Origin of the sequence: Thermodesulfovibrio sp. Kuro-1 (assembly GCF_006538445.1) — a bacterium.
In the GTDB taxonomy this organism is placed as follows: Bacteria; Nitrospirota; Thermodesulfovibrionia; order Thermodesulfovibrionales; family Thermodesulfovibrionaceae; genus Thermodesulfovibrio; species Thermodesulfovibrio yellowstonii.
The window spans coordinates 72558-89379 of sequence record NZ_BJKS01000003.1 but is presented as its reverse complement, the minus strand read 5'-3'; the positions used below and the strand labels follow the sequence as shown (position 1 = coordinate 89379).

Annotated in this window: 12 protein-coding genes; 8 read left to right on the top strand and 4 right to left on the bottom strand. The window is 29.5% G+C overall.

Going from position 1 to position 16822, the window contains the following annotated elements:
• Positions 1-13 precede the first annotated feature (13 nt).
• Positions 14-646, top strand: a complete 633-nt coding sequence (locus FLY87_RS04505; RefSeq protein ID WP_028842751.1) for a flavodoxin family protein — start codon at positions 14-16, stop codon at positions 644-646.
• A 15-nt stretch (positions 647-661) separates the two neighbouring features.
• Here the strand turns inward: FLY87_RS04505 and FLY87_RS04500 are convergent, their stop codons facing one another.
• The gene (locus FLY87_RS04500; RefSeq protein ID WP_028842752.1) at positions 662-2647 is read right to left on the bottom strand and encodes a monovalent cation:proton antiporter-2 (CPA2) family protein; all 1986 of its coding nucleotides are present in this window, start codon (positions 2645-2647) and stop codon (positions 662-664) included.
• Positions 2648-2730: 83 nt separating this feature from the next.
• Here FLY87_RS04500 and miaB point away from each other — a divergent pair, with 83 nt between their 5' ends.
• The 7 genes from miaB to FLY87_RS04465 all read left to right on the top strand — a co-directional run bounded on the left by miaB (position 2731) and on the right by FLY87_RS04465 (position 9843).
• Positions 2731-4026 carry a tRNA (N6-isopentenyl adenosine(37)-C2)-methylthiotransferase MiaB gene (miaB, locus tag FLY87_RS04495; protein ID WP_012545886.1) on the top strand — a complete coding sequence of 432 codons (1296 nt, stop codon included), beginning with the start codon at positions 2731-2733 and terminating at the stop codon, positions 4024-4026.
• On the top strand, positions 4023-5246 hold the full coding sequence (gene mtaB / locus FLY87_RS04490) for a tRNA (N(6)-L-threonylcarbamoyladenosine(37)-C(2))-methylthiotransferase MtaB (RefSeq protein WP_012545970.1): 1224 nt from the start codon (positions 4023-4025) through the stop codon (positions 5244-5246). Before miaB ends, mtaB begins: the two co-directional genes overlap by 4 nt.
• A gap of 244 nt (positions 5247-5490) precedes the next feature.
• Entirely contained in the window at positions 5491-7206 is a 1716-nt protein-coding gene (locus tag FLY87_RS04485) for a proline--tRNA ligase (RefSeq protein WP_012545094.1), read from the top strand.
• The gene (locus FLY87_RS04480) at positions 7193-8128 is read left to right on the top strand and encodes a bifunctional 3-dehydroquinate synthase/phosphatase (protein WP_012545527.1); all 936 of its coding nucleotides are present in this window, start codon (positions 7193-7195) and stop codon (positions 8126-8128) included. Before FLY87_RS04485 ends, FLY87_RS04480 begins: the two co-directional genes overlap by 14 nt.
• Positions 8125-8871: a thiamine pyrophosphate-dependent enzyme gene (locus FLY87_RS04475; RefSeq protein ID WP_012546413.1), complete on the top strand. Its 747-nt coding sequence runs from the start codon at positions 8125-8127 to the stop codon at positions 8869-8871. The genes FLY87_RS04480 and FLY87_RS04475 overlap by 4 nt, the downstream gene beginning before the upstream one ends.
• Positions 8856-9395 (top strand): 2-oxoacid:acceptor oxidoreductase family protein, encoded by a 540-nt coding sequence (locus FLY87_RS04470; RefSeq protein ID WP_028842753.1) that lies wholly within the window; start codon positions 8856-8858, stop codon positions 9393-9395. Before FLY87_RS04475 ends, FLY87_RS04470 begins: the two co-directional genes overlap by 16 nt.
• Complete coding sequence (locus tag FLY87_RS04465; protein ID WP_012546022.1) at positions 9385-9843, top strand: N-acetyltransferase; 459 nt, start codon at positions 9385-9387, stop codon at positions 9841-9843. The genes FLY87_RS04470 and FLY87_RS04465 overlap by 11 nt, the downstream gene beginning before the upstream one ends.
• Here FLY87_RS04465 and FLY87_RS04460 read toward each other — a convergent pair.
• From FLY87_RS04460 to FLY87_RS04450, 3 genes are read right to left on the bottom strand one after another with little or no spacing between them, the layout of a single operon-like run.
• Positions 9833-10321 carry a hypothetical protein gene (locus tag FLY87_RS04460; RefSeq protein ID WP_012546023.1) on the bottom strand — a complete coding sequence of 163 codons (489 nt, stop codon included), beginning with the start codon at positions 10319-10321 and terminating at the stop codon, positions 9833-9835. The two genes, FLY87_RS04465 and FLY87_RS04460, sit on opposite strands and share 11 nt — an antisense overlap.
• Positions 10284-12920, bottom strand: a complete 2637-nt coding sequence (locus FLY87_RS04455) for an outer membrane protein assembly factor (protein ID WP_012546673.1) — start codon at positions 12918-12920, stop codon at positions 10284-10286. Before FLY87_RS04455 ends, FLY87_RS04460 begins: the two co-directional genes overlap by 38 nt.
• Positions 12889-16821 carry a translocation/assembly module TamB domain-containing protein gene (locus tag FLY87_RS04450; RefSeq protein WP_012545562.1) on the bottom strand — a complete coding sequence of 1311 codons (3933 nt, stop codon included), beginning with the start codon at positions 16819-16821 and terminating at the stop codon, positions 12889-12891. The genes FLY87_RS04455 and FLY87_RS04450 overlap by 32 nt, the downstream gene beginning before the upstream one ends.
• Position 16822: the final 1 nt, after the last annotated feature.

Below are 16822 nucleotides of genomic sequence, written 5' to 3'. Positions count from 1 at the left end.
GTAGGAGGGCAAAATGAAAGTAGTAGCTTTTAATGGAAGTCCAAGAAAAAATGGCAATACCTATCATGCTATTAAAGTTGTAGCTGAAGAACTTAAAAAAGAAAATATAAAAGTAGAAATAATTCAAGTGGGAAATAAAAGAATAAGAGGATGCATAGCTTGTTATAAATGTGCTAAAAATAAAAATGAGAAATGTAGTATTAATGATGAAGTTAATGAATGGATTCAAAAAATAAAAGAATCTGATGGCATAATATTAGGTTCTCCAGTTTACTTTTCAGGAATCGCAGGTACATTTAAATGCTTTTTAGATAGAGCTTTTTTGGTTGCATCTGTTAATGATGGACTATTCAGACACAAAGTTGGAGCAGCGGTTGTAGCTGATAGACGTTCTGGAGGTGTAACAACCTTTGATCAACTTTTACATTATCTACATTATGCAGAAATGATTGTTCCATCTTCTAATTACTGGAACGTCATATACGGAATGAATCCAGGAGAGGTTTTAAAGGATGAGGAAGGAATGCAGATAATGAGAATACTTGGAAAAAATATGGCATGGACATTAAAACTTGTTGAAAATGGAAAAGACAAAATAATAAATCCTGAAAGAGAGGCTAAAATATTCACTAATTTTATACGATAACTTTTGGGAGAGGATTTAATCTTTTTTCTGGAAAAAATTAAATGCATCAATTAATTGTTTCTTGCTACCCACATAAATTATTATATCTCCCTCTTTTAGAACAAAATCAGCAGAAGGGTTTAGAATCGTCTCTTCCCCCCTTTGAATAGCAATTACTGTAACTTTGGCTTTGTGTCTTATATCCAGAGATTTAAGAGAATGTCCAATTAGCCACGAGCCTTTTTTTACTAAAAAACTATCCATATCAAGACCTTCAAATATTACGCATTCAACCCCAGCCCTGGTTTTTGGTATATCAGTAATTCTTAAAATTTCATAGCCTTCAGCTCTAATTTTTTCTATCATTTGTAATATTTGATTTCTGGGTATCCCAAAATGATGTAATACTCTTGCAAAAATCTCCAGTGATGTTTCAAACTCTTCTGGTATAACTTCATCTGCACCTAATTTTTTCAATTCTTCAATTTCAGCAATAAAACGAGTTCTGACAATTATATGTATTTTAGGATTTTCAGTCTTTGCAAGTTGAACTATCTTTCTTGTTGCAGAAGGATCGGATATGGCAATAACAAGGACATTTGCTCTTTTAATACCAAGTTTATGTAATATTTCCTGACTTGTTCCGTCTCCATAATATATTGGCTCACCTTTCTTTTTCATTTTTCTTACTGTATCAGGATTAAGCTCTAAAATTATGTAAGGTATATTAGTTTCTTTAAGAACTCTTGCGAGATTCCTTCCATTTAATCCGAAACCAATAATAATAACATGATTTGATTTTTTTACAATTATATCTGATTCTTTTATTTTCCTCGTCTTTTCAAGAGTTTTAAATGGTTTCATCTGAACTAAATAATCAATTAATTTTGGAGAATACTTAATTATCAAAGGAGTAAATAGCATGGTAACTACAGAAGCAGAAATAAAGCTTTGGTAAGCATTTTCATTTAAAAGACCTAAGGATTTTCCTGTGAATGCCAGTATAAATGAAAATTCACCTATTTGAGATAATGATAGAGCAGATTTTAACGATACTCTTAATGAGTGAATAAAAATGTAAGCAATAACAATAATGACCAAGGCTTTAAAAAAGAAAATGCTACCGACAAGAATAACTTCTTCTAATAGATGAGCTTTTATATAATCAATATTCAAAAGCATTCCAACAGAGATAAAAAATATCCCTGAAAAAGTTTCTTTAAAGGGCAATATGTCTGATACAGCCTGAGCTGAGTATTCAGACTCTGATATGACTATTCCAGCTAAGAAAGCTCCAAGAGCAAGGGAAAGCCCTAATTTAGAGGTAAAATAAGCAGTTCCAAGACATATAAAAATGGTTGTGATTATAAAAAGTTCTCTGCTTTTTGTTTTAACAATTTCATGAAGAATATAAGGCACAGCTAACCTGGAAAATATAAAAACTATTGAAAGTATTATAGATGCTTTTAAAATGACCGTAAAAAAGTTATAATAGCTTTCTCCTTGTCCAGCAAGCAATTGAGTAAAAAGCATAAGTGGGACAACACAAATGTCTTGAAAAAGAAGGATTCCAAGACAGATTTTACCATGAGGAGAATTTAATTCTCCTTTGTCAGAGAGAAGTTTCATAACAATGGCAGTACTGCTCAAAGCAATTATAAACCCATAAAAAATTGAGTTATTTAAAGAAACATTCAATACCAATTCACTTATAATGCTTATAACAATTATGGTTAATGCAACTTGAAGACTTCCTAATAAAAAGACTTCTTTTTTTAATGCCATAAGTCTTGGGATAGAGAATTCAATGCCTATAGTAAACATAAGTAGAATTACACCTATTTCTGCGATTATTTCTACTTCATTAGGATCTTTTATTAATCCCATACCATAAGGACCTATAACTGTTCCTGCTATTAAAAATCCTACAATGGAAGGTATTTTAAGTTGTCTAAGAATATAAATAATTACACCAGAAATACCGAAGATAATAAGTATGGCTTGTAAGAATTCATAAATCATTTTTATATTATGCTTTAAGTATGAAAAATCATTCAAATATTCAGAGTTTGAAAACGTAGTATTCTTGCCTGTTATAATAAAACATGAAGGGTAGGGCAGTTTATATAAAAACATTTGGCTGTCAAATGAATGAACATGATAGTGAGAGAATGCTTGGTATTCTTGGGACTAAAGGATTTATTGAAGTTGATGAACCTAAAAAAGCAGATATTGTTATTTTTAATACCTGTGCAATAAGACATAAAGCTGAACAAAAATTTTTTAGCAGTCTTGGAAGAGTAAAACATCTTAAAAAGAAAAATCCTCAATTAAAGATTATAGTAGCAGGATGTTCAGCTCAACTTCAAGGTGAAAAACTTTTAAATAAATTACCATATATTGATTATATTATAGGACCTGACAATCTTCATGTTATTGAAAATATTATTGAAAATCAAGTTTCGCATAGAATATTTACTGATGAAAATCCTGAAGTAGCTAACATTAATCTACCGGTGAAAAGAAAAGACTGTGTAAAAGCATGGGTGAATATAATTTATGGATGCAATAACTACTGTACCTACTGTGTTGTTCCATATACCAGAGGAAAAGAAAGAAGCAGACCTGTAGATGATATTATTAAAGAGATCAGTCTTCTTGCAGAACAAGGATACAAGGAAGTCACACTTCTTGGACAAAATGTAAATTCTTATAAAGATGGAAATACTAATTTCCCTTTATTACTTGAAAAAGTTGAAAAAATTGAAGGTATTAAAAGAATTCGTTTTATAACCTCACATCCTAAGGATTTATCAAAAGAACTTGTTGATGTAATGAAAGATTATAAAAAGATATGCGAACATATTCATCTTCCACTTCAAGCAGGTTCAAACAAAATTCTTAAACTTATGAACAGAAAATATACATATGAAGAATATTTTGAAAAAATCTGCTGGCTTCGTGAGGCAATTCCAGATATTGCAATTACTTCAGATATTATCGTCGGATTTCCTCAAGAACAGCATGAAGATTTTGAAAAAACAATTAATGCTTTAAAAGAAATTAGATTTGATGGCATTTTTGCTTTCAAATTTTCACCAAGACTTGGAACTGCTGCTGCAAAACTTGATGGGCATATTTCAGAAGAAGTTAAAGCCGCAAGACTTATAGAGGTTTTAAAGCTTCAGGATGAAATAACTGAAAGAAAAAACAAAAGATTAGAAGGAAAAATCCAAGAAGTTCTGGTTGAAGGGAAAGATGAAGAAGGATTTACAACAGGTAAAACAAGAACAAATAAAGTTGTAAAAATTTATTCAGATATTAAAGCTGGTGAAATTGTTAATGTTAAAATTGCAAAAACTCACAGACACTCCTTAGAGGGAGACATTATCAGCACATGAAAGTATGTTTTATCACTTATGGATGCAGAGTTAATCAGGCAGAGGCTCAGAGATTGGAAAAACTTTTGACAACTAAGGGATATGTTGTTACCAGCAATCCAGAAGAAGCAAGTCTTTGGATTATAAATACCTGTGCTGTTACGCACAAAGCAGAAGTTCAGTCAAGACATATAATAAATAAAGCGAAAAAACTTGGTAAAAAAGCTTTTGTTACGGGTTGCTATGTAGAGCTTTGTAGAATTGAAAATTCAGAAAATTTAAAAGTTTTTTCAAATTTTGAAAAAGACAGTATAATCAATAACTTTGAAAATTTAAATAAAAGTGACACCTTAAAAATATCAAGGCATAGAGCTATTATTAAGGTTCAAGATGGATGTAATCAGTATTGTAGTTATTGCATTGTTCCATATTTGAGAAGAAAACCAAGAAGTTATAAAATTGAACAAATTATGAAAGAAATAAAAGATTATCAATCAATTGGAATTAAAGAAGTTGTGTTAAGCGGAATTAACATAGGATTATATGGAATAGATTATGAGAATAAAATAAGTTTAAATAAACTTCTTAAAGCAATACTTAAAGAAACCTCTGGGTTTAGAATAAGATTAAGTTCTATTGAAATTAATCATATTGATCAGGAATTTCTTGAAATAATATCTGATAATAGAATTTGTAAGCATCTTCATATTCCGCTTCAGCATGGTAGTGATAGAATTTTGGGGTTAATGAATAGACGATATGATGCTTTTCAATTTAGTCAAATAATAGAAAAAATTTTTAAACTTTATCCTGATATTTCAATTGGAACTGATGTTATGGTAGGTTTTCCTTCAGAGACTGAAGATGATTTTAAAAGAACATTGCAACTAATTGAAAAGATAGGCTTTTCATATTTACATGTCTTTCCATATTCAAAACGACCTTTTACAAAAGCATCCGAAATGACTGAACAAATTCCTGAGAATATAAAAAGACAAAGAGCTGACTGCTTGATAGAAGTGGGGAAAAGAAAAAAATTAGAATATATTAAAAAATTTATAGGTTCTGAGCTTGAAGTTATTATTGAAAATAAGAAAAATGGGTTTTTCTCAGGAACTTCTGATAATTACATAAAATGTTTTGTTGATAATAAGAAACTTGTCGCTGGAAATATTTTTAAAGTCATTGTAAATAATATTAAAGGAGAATATGCTTTAACAAGTTTAATTAAGAATAGATAACATCTAAAAAATCAATTTGCCTAACTAATACTCAATTTAAGATTTTTCCAAAAAATTTATTAACTTTTGAATTTTTCACACAAAAATACTGACAACTTTTCAACAATTTTTATTATTGAAATTATGTCTGATAATGTATATTATGTTAAATTTTATAATTTTGTAGATAAATTCTGGTTTATGCTGTTGTTGTTTTTAAAAATGTGCTATACTTATTTATTACTTTAATGTATGGGAGGATTTGATGAGATATTCTAAGTTGTTTATTCCTACAATGAGAGAAATTCCTTCTGGAATCAATGCAATATCTCATATTTTAATGCTTAAGGCTGGATATGTAAGGCAGCTTGCTGCAGGATTGTTCATTTTTTTGCCACTTGGTTGGCGTGTTTTAAATAAAATAAACATGATATTGAAAGAAGAAATGGAACGAATTGGTGCACAAGAAATTTCAATGCCCATTCTCCATCCAGCAGAGATATGGCAAGAAACAGGTAGATGGTATACCATAAAAGAGGAAATGTTCAGACTCAAAGATAGAACTGGTAGAGATATGTGTCTTGGAATGACTCATGAAGAAATTATGACATGGATAGCTTCTAAAGAAATAAAGTCCTATAGACAACTACCTCAAATATGGTATCAAATTCAAACAAAATTAAGAGATGAAGCAAGACCGCGCGGGGGTGTTTTAAGGACAAGAGAATTTATCATGAAGGACAGTTACAGTTTTGATATTGACTGGGAAGGACTGGATAAAAGTTATAATCTTCATGCAGAAGCATATCATAGAATTTTTACAAAATGTGGGTTAAAATACTATCAAGTTGAATCAGATCCTGGAATAATGGGTGACATGGAATCTCATGAGTTTATGGCTCCAACTCCAGCTGGTGAAGATGAAATTGTTTTATGTGATAGCTGCGGATATTCTGCCAATATAGAAGTAGCTAAATCTGAATTACCTACCCTACCTTCTTTAAATTTTGAATACAAAGAAATATACACTCCAGAGAAAAAGTCAGTAAAAGAAGTATCGGATTTTTTAGGATTAAGTGAAAAATATTTTATAAAAACTCTTATAGTTATATCTGAAAAAAACGGTCCTGTATTGGTTATGCTTAGAGGAGACCAAGAGTTAAATGAAAAAAAGCTTGCAAGAATTATTGGAGAATTCAGCTTTGCCACATCAGAACAGGCATTAGAAATACTTGGTGTAGAACTTGGATTTGTCGGACCTGTAGGACATAAAATCAAAAAAATAGCAGATTTTTCAATTCAAAAGGAAATTTCCTATATTTCAGGAGCAAATAAAAAGAATTATCATCTACAGGGAATTATTCCAGGGATTCACTTTGATGCTCAATGGGCGGATATAAGAAGAGTTAAAGAAGAAGACAGATGTCCTAAATGTGGCAACTCTTTAAAAATTGAGAAAGCAATTGAAGTTGGAAATATCTTTAAACTTGGCACAAAATATACTGAGCCTTTGCATGCTTATTTTTTAGATAAAGATGGAAAGGAAAAACCAATTATCATGGGAAGTTACGGAATCGGACCAGCAAGGGTAGCTGCAGCTGCAATAGAACAGAATCATGACAGTGATGGAATAATATGGCCCAAAAGTATATCTCCTTTTGACATTGAGATTATTCCTCTCAATATGGATGATGAAAAAACCGTTAGTATAGCAGAAGAATTATATGAAAAAGTTACTGAAATATATAATAGTTTTGCAGACAGACATATGGAAGTTTTAATTGATGATAGAGATGAACGACCAGGAGTTAAATTTAAAGATGCTGATTTAATCGGAATACCGATTCAAATTGTAATAGGAAAAAAGGGATTGAAAGAAAATAAAGTGGAAATCAAAAAAAGAAGGACAAAAGAAACTAAAAAAGTTTCTGTGAATAAAGCAGTTGTTGAAATAGTCAACAGCTATTATGAAACATATTGAAAATATTGCAGTTATAGATATTGGAAGTAATACTTTAAGACTGTTAATAGGAAATTTAAAAGAAAATAAAATTAATAAGCTTTATTCTGATAGAGTAGTAACTCGTCTGGGCAAGAATATTATTAAAAGTGGACTTCTTTCAGCTGAATCATCAAAAAAATCAATTAATACTTTAAAAAAATTCAAAAAAATATCTGAAAAATTCAATGTTTCGTGCATTATTGCCATTGGAACAAGCGCTTTAAGAGAAGCAAAAAATAGTAAAGATTTTTGTGAAACTATAAAAAAACTCATGGGAATTAATATCCATATAATTTCCGGAAAAGAAGAGGCATATTATACTCTATGTGGAGTTATGGATGAAAAATTTAACAAAGAAGATTCTATTTTTCTACTTGATATAGGAGGAGGAAGTACAGAATGGGTTTACTGGAAAAAGCAAAGTGTTAATAGTGGCTCTTTACTTTTAGGCGCATTAAAAATCAAAGAGAAATTTTTAAATATAGACCCCTATTCTCACGAATCTATATCTAAAGCGGAAGAATTCATAAAAAAAGAAATAGAAAAATCTTTACCCAAAATAAAAAGTGACAAGTTTATAGCAATAGGTGGAACAGCTTCAACTCTTGGTATGATTAATATGGAATTATCTAACTATTGCCCTGAAAAAACTCATATGAGCGAAATTGGTACTGATAAAATTAAAGAAATACTTAAAAAATTACTATCTATTTCTCTGGAAGAACGAAAAAAAATTAAAGGAATACCATCTAATAGAGCAGACATAATATGTTCTGGATTGCTTATTTTAAGACAAATTATAGAATATTTGAATATAGATAAAGTGATCATAAGTGAAAATGGAATTCTTGAGGGAATAATGAAAAAATATAAGAATTTCTGCTATAATGATTTGTTATGAAAAAAATCTTTTCAAGACCTGAATCACTAAAAAATGTTCCTTTTAGATACTGCCCTGGTTGCGGACATAGTATTGCTCACAGACTTATTGCAGAAGTTATTGATAAACTCAGAATAAAAGAGATAACAATTGGAATAGCACCAGTTGGATGTGCTGTCTTTGCCTATGACTATTTTGATATAGATATACTTGAAATTCCTCATGGAAGACCGCCAGCAGCAGCAACTGGCATGAAAAGAGCATGTCCTGATAAAGTGATATTTGCCTACCAAGGAGACGGCGATCTTGCTGCAATTGGAACTGCTGAAATAATTCATGCTGCTAATCGTGGAGAGAATATAACAATATTTTTTATAAATAATGCAAACTATGGAATGACAGGCGGACAAATGGCTCCTACAACTCTTAAAGGACAAAAAACTACAACCACTCCATTGGGTAGAGATCCTAAGGTTGCAGGATATCCAATTCATGTATCAGAACTTCTTGCTGTCCTTGAAGGCACAGCTTTTGTCGCGAGAGGAGCTCTTGACAGTTATAAAAATATTGTTATGGCTAAAAAATATATTGAAAAAGCTTTTAAATATCAGATTGAAGGAAAAGGATTTAGCCTTGTTGAGATGCTTTCACCCTGCCCTACTGATTGGGGTATGTCACCTGAAGAAGCTTTAAAATGGCTTAGAGAAAATATGATGAATGAATTTAAATTAGGAATATTTAAGGATAAATGGAGCAACGCATAATAATAGCAGGTTCTGGTGGACAAGGGATTCTTTTTTTAGGCAAGGTCATTGCCCATGCTGCTATGAAGGAAAATAAAGAAGTAACATGGTTTCCTTCATATGGTGCAGAAATGCGCGGAGGAACAGCTAATTGTATAGTTGTTATTTCTGATGAGCTTATAGGTTCACCAATAGTCAAAACTGCTGATTATCTTATAGTTTTGAATGAAGCTTCTTATAATAAATTTATTAATAGAGTGGCAAAAAATGGTTGTCTTATTTATGATGCGTCAATAATAAAAGATTCTAAATATCAGAATAATATTAATGTGTATCCGATTGAAGCTTCTAAGGAAGCCTCTTTAATTGCAAATCCAAAACTTGCTAATATGATTCTTCTTGGAGCTTTTATAAAAATATCTAAAATACTAAACATTGAAAAAATCATTGAAACCATTGAAGAAATAATTCCTGCCAAAAGAAAAACAATGATTGAAATAAATAAAAATCTTATATTAAGAGGTTTTTCCATTATTGAAGATTAGAAAAGCAACAGTATCTGATATAAAATTGATCCACAAACTAATCAATGAATTTGCCAAAAAAGGTGAAATGCTTCCTCGTTCTTTGAATGAACTCTATGAAAATATTAGAGATTTTTTAATTGCTGAACAGGACAATGAAATAAAAGGAGTATGTGCTTTACATATATTATGGGAGGACCTTGCTGAAATAAGATCTCTTGCTGTAAAAAAAGAGTCACAGAAAAAGGGAATCGGAAGTCTTCTTGTTAAAAAATGTCTTAATGAAGCTAAAAAACTTGGTGTTAATAAAGTTTTTGTTTTGACATACATTCCAGAATTTTTTAAAAAAACAGGATTTATGGAATTGGATAAATCAAAGCTTCCACAAAAAATTTGGGGTGATTGCATAAGATGTCCAAAATTCCCAGAATGTGACGAAGTAGCTCTTATTTATGAATTTAAGGTATAAAAATTATTTTAATCTCTGTATTCTGTCTTAATTCTTCAATATATTCTTTAAGTTTTTGATTAAACTCTTTTTCAAACAAATATTTTTCTATCTCATCTCTTATGTATATATAGGGTGTATCTTTAAATTTAATTTTATTTTCTTCGTAATATTCTCTTATTTTGTTTTCTGGAATTATAATGCCTGATTTTATTTTTAAATCAACATAGTTATTAATCAATTCCTCATCTTTCCCTTCAATAAAAAGTTCCTTAGCTTTCCTAAGAAGAAGAACCCTGTTAATCATCGTTTCTAATATTTCTTCATTTTTAATTTGTGGGATTTTTTCTTTCATCTTAGAAGCTACTTTTTCAAAATCCCTGAGTGTTATTGCATTGGAATCTACATAAGCAATTACTCTATCTATAGTTTCAGGAAAAACTGATGAAACAACAACTATATTAAAAAGCATGACCAATACTAAAATGAATTTCACCATGTGATTCACCTGCCTGTCTATTTAATTTGTATCCATAATCTATTCTTATTGGACCAACAGGGGTTTTATATCTTAACCCAGCTCCTGTGGTATATTTAAGGTTTGAAATATCTATATCTCCTACCCTTTTCCATACATTACCAAAATCAAGAAAATTAACTATAAAAAAGTTTTTGCCTAAGTAAGTTCTAAACTCAAAGTTTCCCATAAAAAAAGCATTTCCACCAGTCGGTTGATTATTCTGTTTTGGACCGAGTGTATTTTGAGCATAACCCCTGACAGTATCTCTTCCACCAAGAAAATATCTTTCAGATATTGGTAAATTGTCTGTACCTCCATAAAGCCATGCCCACCCTCCTCTCAAAGATGTTGCTAAAACCAGTCCTTTTGTTATTTCTGTATATTTATTAATGTAGAATGATGATTTTATAAAATTAATATCAGAACCTAAGAACTCATTGCTAAGTTTTGATGTAACTCCAGCAAGCCATCCTTTTGTTGGATCAAAAGGGTTGTCCCTGTTATCATAAATTAATGAGGCTTTTATTCCACTTATGAATAATTCTCCAATATCTTGATCAGAAATAACGACTTCAGGCATAACATCCCATGTTTTTGAATAAGTTGCTTCATAAAGAAGTTCAGCCTTAAAAGATTCAAAAAACTTTTTTTCAAAACCTGCAGAAGCATTATATCTCCTTATTTTATAAATAATATCTTTAGTATCAATGTTTTTAACATCCATTTTCTCAAAAAGCAAAGATGATTTAAATGTCAGATCTTTCCATAACCAAGGGTCAACATAGGTTATGTAAGCTCTATTTTCAAGAGTACTTAATTCAATTCTTGAAAATATTTGTTTATTCATACCGAAGAGATTTATATAAGATAAGTCTATAAAACCTTTTGCTTTCTCATATTCTCCATATCCAAGTCCAAACTCAAACGCTCCTGCTGGCATTTCTTCAAAGTTATAAATTAAATCTATTGATTCATCCTTAGATTCAGGTTGAAGTTCTATTCGTGAAAAAAGTCCTGTTTTATAAAGCATCTGTCTTTCTTCTTCTAAGGTATATGGATTATAAGGTTTGCCTTCTTTTGGTAGGAGTCTTTTATAAATAAATTTAGTTTTTGTTTTTTCGTTACCAAGAATAATTGATTTACCAAAATATTTTTTATTACCTGCGTCAATTTTAAAATTTATATATGCATCAGCTTCTTTAATTTCATACTTCCCTTCAATATACACATCAGAATATCCATTTTTGATATATATTTCTCTGATTTTTCTTTTTATTTCAAGAAAAATTGTCTCGCTAAATGGATAATCTTTATATGTTTTTAATACTTCTGATACTTCTGATTTTAATAAATTATCTTTTACTTCAATATTTATTAGTTTTATTTTAACTTGCTTACCTTCTTGAATTTTAAATAAAATGTTTATTTTGTTATCTTCATCTTTTAGTTGAGGAGGAAACACTTTAGCATAAAAATATCCTTTTGTTTTAAGATATTCTTCTATTCTCTGTCTATCATTATCTAACTCTTCTGGATTAAATGGTAACCCTTCTTTGTTTACAAGAATATTTTTCAATTCTTCTTTAGGAAATTCTGTGTCTATTCCAATTTTTTCAATAAACTTCCTGTCACCTTCATTTATAAAGTATGTTATTTTCCATTCCTTTTCTGATTCTTCTATAAGAGGAATGACTTTTATTTCAAGAAAGCCGTTTATTTTATAAAAAGTGATTAAACTATTTATACTATCTTTTATAATGTTCTCATTTATTTTATCCTGAAAATGAGCTATTGTTATATCTTTTAAGTCTTTTTCATTTAAAGAATTAACTCCTTTAAATTCTATATTTAGTTTTTTACCTTCTTTAATTTTTAAAATGAGTTCTCCATCTTTAAAGGAATATGTAATGTCTGAGCCAATTAACCCTTGTTTAGTAAAGTATTTTTTTACTTTATTAATAAAATCTTCAAGTAACACTTCATCAAAAGGTTCTCCAACATTCAAAGAGAGAAAATTTGTAATGTAATCTTCAAAATATCCTTCCCATTTTATATTTTTTATTTTCAAAGGTTCCCCTTCATGTATATAAATTACTATATTGACATGGTTTTCATTAAAGTTTTTATTTATCTGGACACTGGAGTTTGTAAATCCATGTTTTTTGAGTTCTTTTTCTATGTTATCCTTTGTTTTTTTAATCTCCAGTTCTTTTAATCTATCACCTTTTTTGAAAGTAAGTAGTTTTCTAAAAAAGCTCTCTGAAAAATGTTCATTACCTTGTATTTCTATTTTATTGATCACGATTTTTTCTTTAATTAAAATTTTTATTATTTGCTCTTTATGCTCAACAATGATATCATCAAATAAATTTTTTAAAAAAACTCTTTTGATTCCCTGAGTTATTTGATCCTGAGTAAAGGGTTCATTTTCTTTTATTCCGAAAAGATAAAGGAACTCTTCTTTTGATATAGATTTTAAACCTTCAATTTCAATTTTTTTTATAATCTCTTCTGCGTAAGCAACATTAAATAAGATTAAAAAAATACTAATGAAACTCAAAACGAAACTTAATTGCACCTGAAAGCCCTCCAATTTCATCCTTTGTTCCTACAAGAGAAATACCCTTTTTCACTAAATATTCTATTTTTATAATTTGTTCAGCTGTGGTTCCTGTTGTGGTTGAATAAGTAACTGTCATTCTCCCATCCATAAGTTTCTTACCAACTGTTACCCTTGGACCGATAGAACCTGTTGTTTTTGATATCCCTGGTTCAACTGTCATAACATCAAGCCCTGTTAGTCCTCTAACTCTTTCTTCTATGACTTCTTGCATTTGTCCTGTAATAAATGAAGCAGCTTCGGAAGCTCCTGGAATTCCTTTGCCTGTTACGCCATTTTGTCCCAATACCAACATATTAAGTAGTTCTGATTCTGAAAGAGGTGGATTTGAGCTGAGTATAAGATTAAATTGGTCAATATATCCATTAATATTCAAATTTATATTGTATTGAGATATGCTTGTTCTTGCGGAAATATTGAGATATGGTTTTATTGAAGTAGGATCATTGAACTGGATAAAAAGCTTTGAAATCTCAAATTTATTCCCTCTAAAATAAATCCATCCATCTTTGGCATTTATCCAACCAATTAAAGAAGGTTCAGGAATGCTTCCTTTTAAAACCATATCGCTATTAAGGTTTACCGTAGCAAGATTATTATTAACAAAAAAATTGTTGGTCTGGACACGCAAATTAAATCTTAAATTGTTAAACCAGCTGTCTTTTGTTACAACTGTTTTTGAAGAACTTGATTTAAGAGCCAGTTTTGTCCAATCAAATCTTTCTGTATAGACACCATTTTGAATATTTACCTGACCTGATAAAAAAGGTTGATTATAAGAGCCTGAAAGATAAATCTGTCCATTAAGATATGCCCAACATCTGGGAGCAAAAATCCATCTAACTTGAGAAATTTTTCCTGAAAGAGCAAGCTGTTTTATAGCAAACTTTTCAAGATATACAGTTCCGTCCATCTGAATATTACCTTCTGAAAATGTGCCATAAGCTTTTTCTATCACAACTTTATTCTCATTGAAAGATACAATAGCATTCAAATTATTTAAACTGGGAATATCCTTCCTTAAAGTGATTGATGCATTGTCTATATCAACTTCTCCTGCTATTTCAGGATTTTTTCTGCTCTCATAAATATAAACTTGCATTGATGCTCTGCCTTTTATGTCATCAACTTTAAATAAAGCTTTAAGGGGTCTCAAATCAGTAGAGCCCTCAATGAGGATGTCAAAGTAATCAACTATTTTACCTTTTATTGTTAGTTCTGTAGATTGTCCTAAAAGAGTTATAGGATTAAAATATACATTTCCCTTTTCTATATTTATGTTTACAGGATTTTTATTATTAAGTCCTATTCCATAGAGTCTTGTAAATATTTGTTTTAAATCAATCTGAGCATTTAGATTTTGATTGACCAATGAAGCTTTTATTTTTCCATCAATTAAGATTACTAAATCCTCTGGAAGATTATTAATGAAAAGTCCAACTAATGGGTCTACTCTTGCTGAACTAAAATTACCTGCTATATTCCATTCTTTTTTATCTGTAAAACCTTCAAGGCTAAACAAAATACCCTTTGTAATATTAGCCTTAGCAATCAAATGATTTTTTTCATAATTAAGACTAATTAATCCATCTATTTTTTTACCATTTTTAAGTTTTGTTATTAGTCCTGTATTTACAGTGACTGTTGGTTTTTTTATTGAACCCAAAATATTAAAATGCAAATTAGTTAGATTCATTTTTTCCATGTAGTGTATACCTAATTTTTTGACATAATCTTTTGTTATATTTGTTATATCAAAAGCTTTTGATTTGCCTGAAATATTTAGTTCCCCGCGTAAATCTACATACCCTGATGCATTTAATATATTTCCATTATTATTAATATCCAGATTTTTTATAAAAATAAAATTTCTATCAAATACAATCAATGCAGTAAGTTTATCAATAATTTTATTATCTCTAAAAAATATCGGACTAAAAATAATTTTTCCTGTAATATTCCCTTTATCTTTTATGGAACCATCCACGGATATGTAAGTATTAACTTCTTTATCAATACCTTCTATATATAAATTTCGGATAGGTATGTTTTTTGCTGAAAATAAAATATCATATATAGGATTTGTTATCTCAAACATATTTTTTGCCTGAGGAAATAAAATTTTTCCTTTTATGGAAATATCCTTTCCCGCAATGTTATTTATTAGTAAAAGATTCTTTTTATAGACAATGTCGCCTTTAAGATGGTCAAATGTAACTGGATGTTCTGGAATAGATTTTTCAATTTCATGTGCCAGGATATGAATTTTTTCTGATGAAAAGTTAATAGCTATTTCTGGATTTTCAGTATTTCCATACAGCCTACCTTTAATATTCATATCTCCATAGATACCCTTTTGATATGGGATTAAAAGTTCATTTATATCTTTACTGAATGCAATAAACTCAATGTTAAGATGATTATTATGCACATCTATATATCCACTTGCTTTTGCCATAGTTTTAGATAAAGCAATCTCTAATGAACTAAATTTATAAATTTCATTTATTGAGCTAAAATCACCCTTTATCCATTCAATTTTCCCTCTTAAATCATCAGGTTTTTGAGATTTTCTTAAATAAACAAATGAACCTTTGGGAGAAAAATTTTCTCCCTCGGATATCAACCATCCTTTTACTGTTCCTTCTGCAATGTTAGGGTTCCAATGAATAACTTCAAAAATTCCATTACTTGATACATTATCCATGTCTATAAAAACATAGTGTTTTATTACTTTAGGAAGAGTTATCCAGACATACGCCTGTGCAACTCCTCCGTAAAGCCTTACTTTCCCATTTTTAAACTCTAATATTCCATCTTTGTAAAAAGCTTGAGTATTTATCTCATCTACTTTCACTCCAAGAATGTTTCCTTTTTTTAGACTTGCTTTGGCAGAAATTTGAGGCGAAGAAATTGTGCCTTCTACTTTTCCTTCAGATTCAGTGAATCCACTTAGTTTTTCAGAAACTTTCAAAATCTGCATTAATTCTTCAAGAAAAAATGAACTATTGAATGTTAAATTTAACCTTATTCTATCTTGCCATTTTTTACCTTTATCAAATATTAACTTCCCATCAATGTTAACTTCTCCATAACCTTCTCTATCTATACCAAAAATTTTCATGAGAGATTTAAAAAATATCTTACTTGAAACAACAAACTCTCCTAAGAAATTGCTGTAGTTTATTCTTCCAGAAGCTTTTAACAAAGAGTTAATATCAAAAAATTTAAGTTCTTCAAGAATTACTTCTTGATTTTTAATTTTAAAAGATGCTTTTAGATTAGTATCAATATTAGGATATTTAAATGAGATAAGTTTTATGTTGGAAAGGACTGAGATGTCAGGTTCTCCCTTTAGAATTACTCTTCCATAAAGATCTTTCAGATTTAATTTTAAATCACTGTCATAAATTGAACCAGAAAAGTTTTCTATTTCAAGAGAATTAATCTTCACTTTTAATGGAAACTTTGAAGGCTTTTTCAAGTATTCAGAAATATTTTCTATATATCTGTTTAATGTTGAGTATTTTACTGAAAAATCAGCTGAATACAGAACTGCTTTTCTTATTTCTATTTCTTTATTGAAAATTTTGGTTAAACCTATATAAAGTTTTACTTTTTTAAACTTAAAATTATCTTTTTCATCTGTTACCGAATTAAATGTAGTGACATTTTTAAATTCAAAATAAAGAGGTATAAAATGTATATAAACTTTATCAATTGATACTTCCATTCCAAGTATATCTTTAAGCTCATTAATAGCTGGTTTAAGAAAAATAGAGGAAACATCAGCTTTGCCGATAATAAAAAAAATTATAAGAGCTGAAATTATCAGCAATATTAAAATCTTTTTTTTCAAA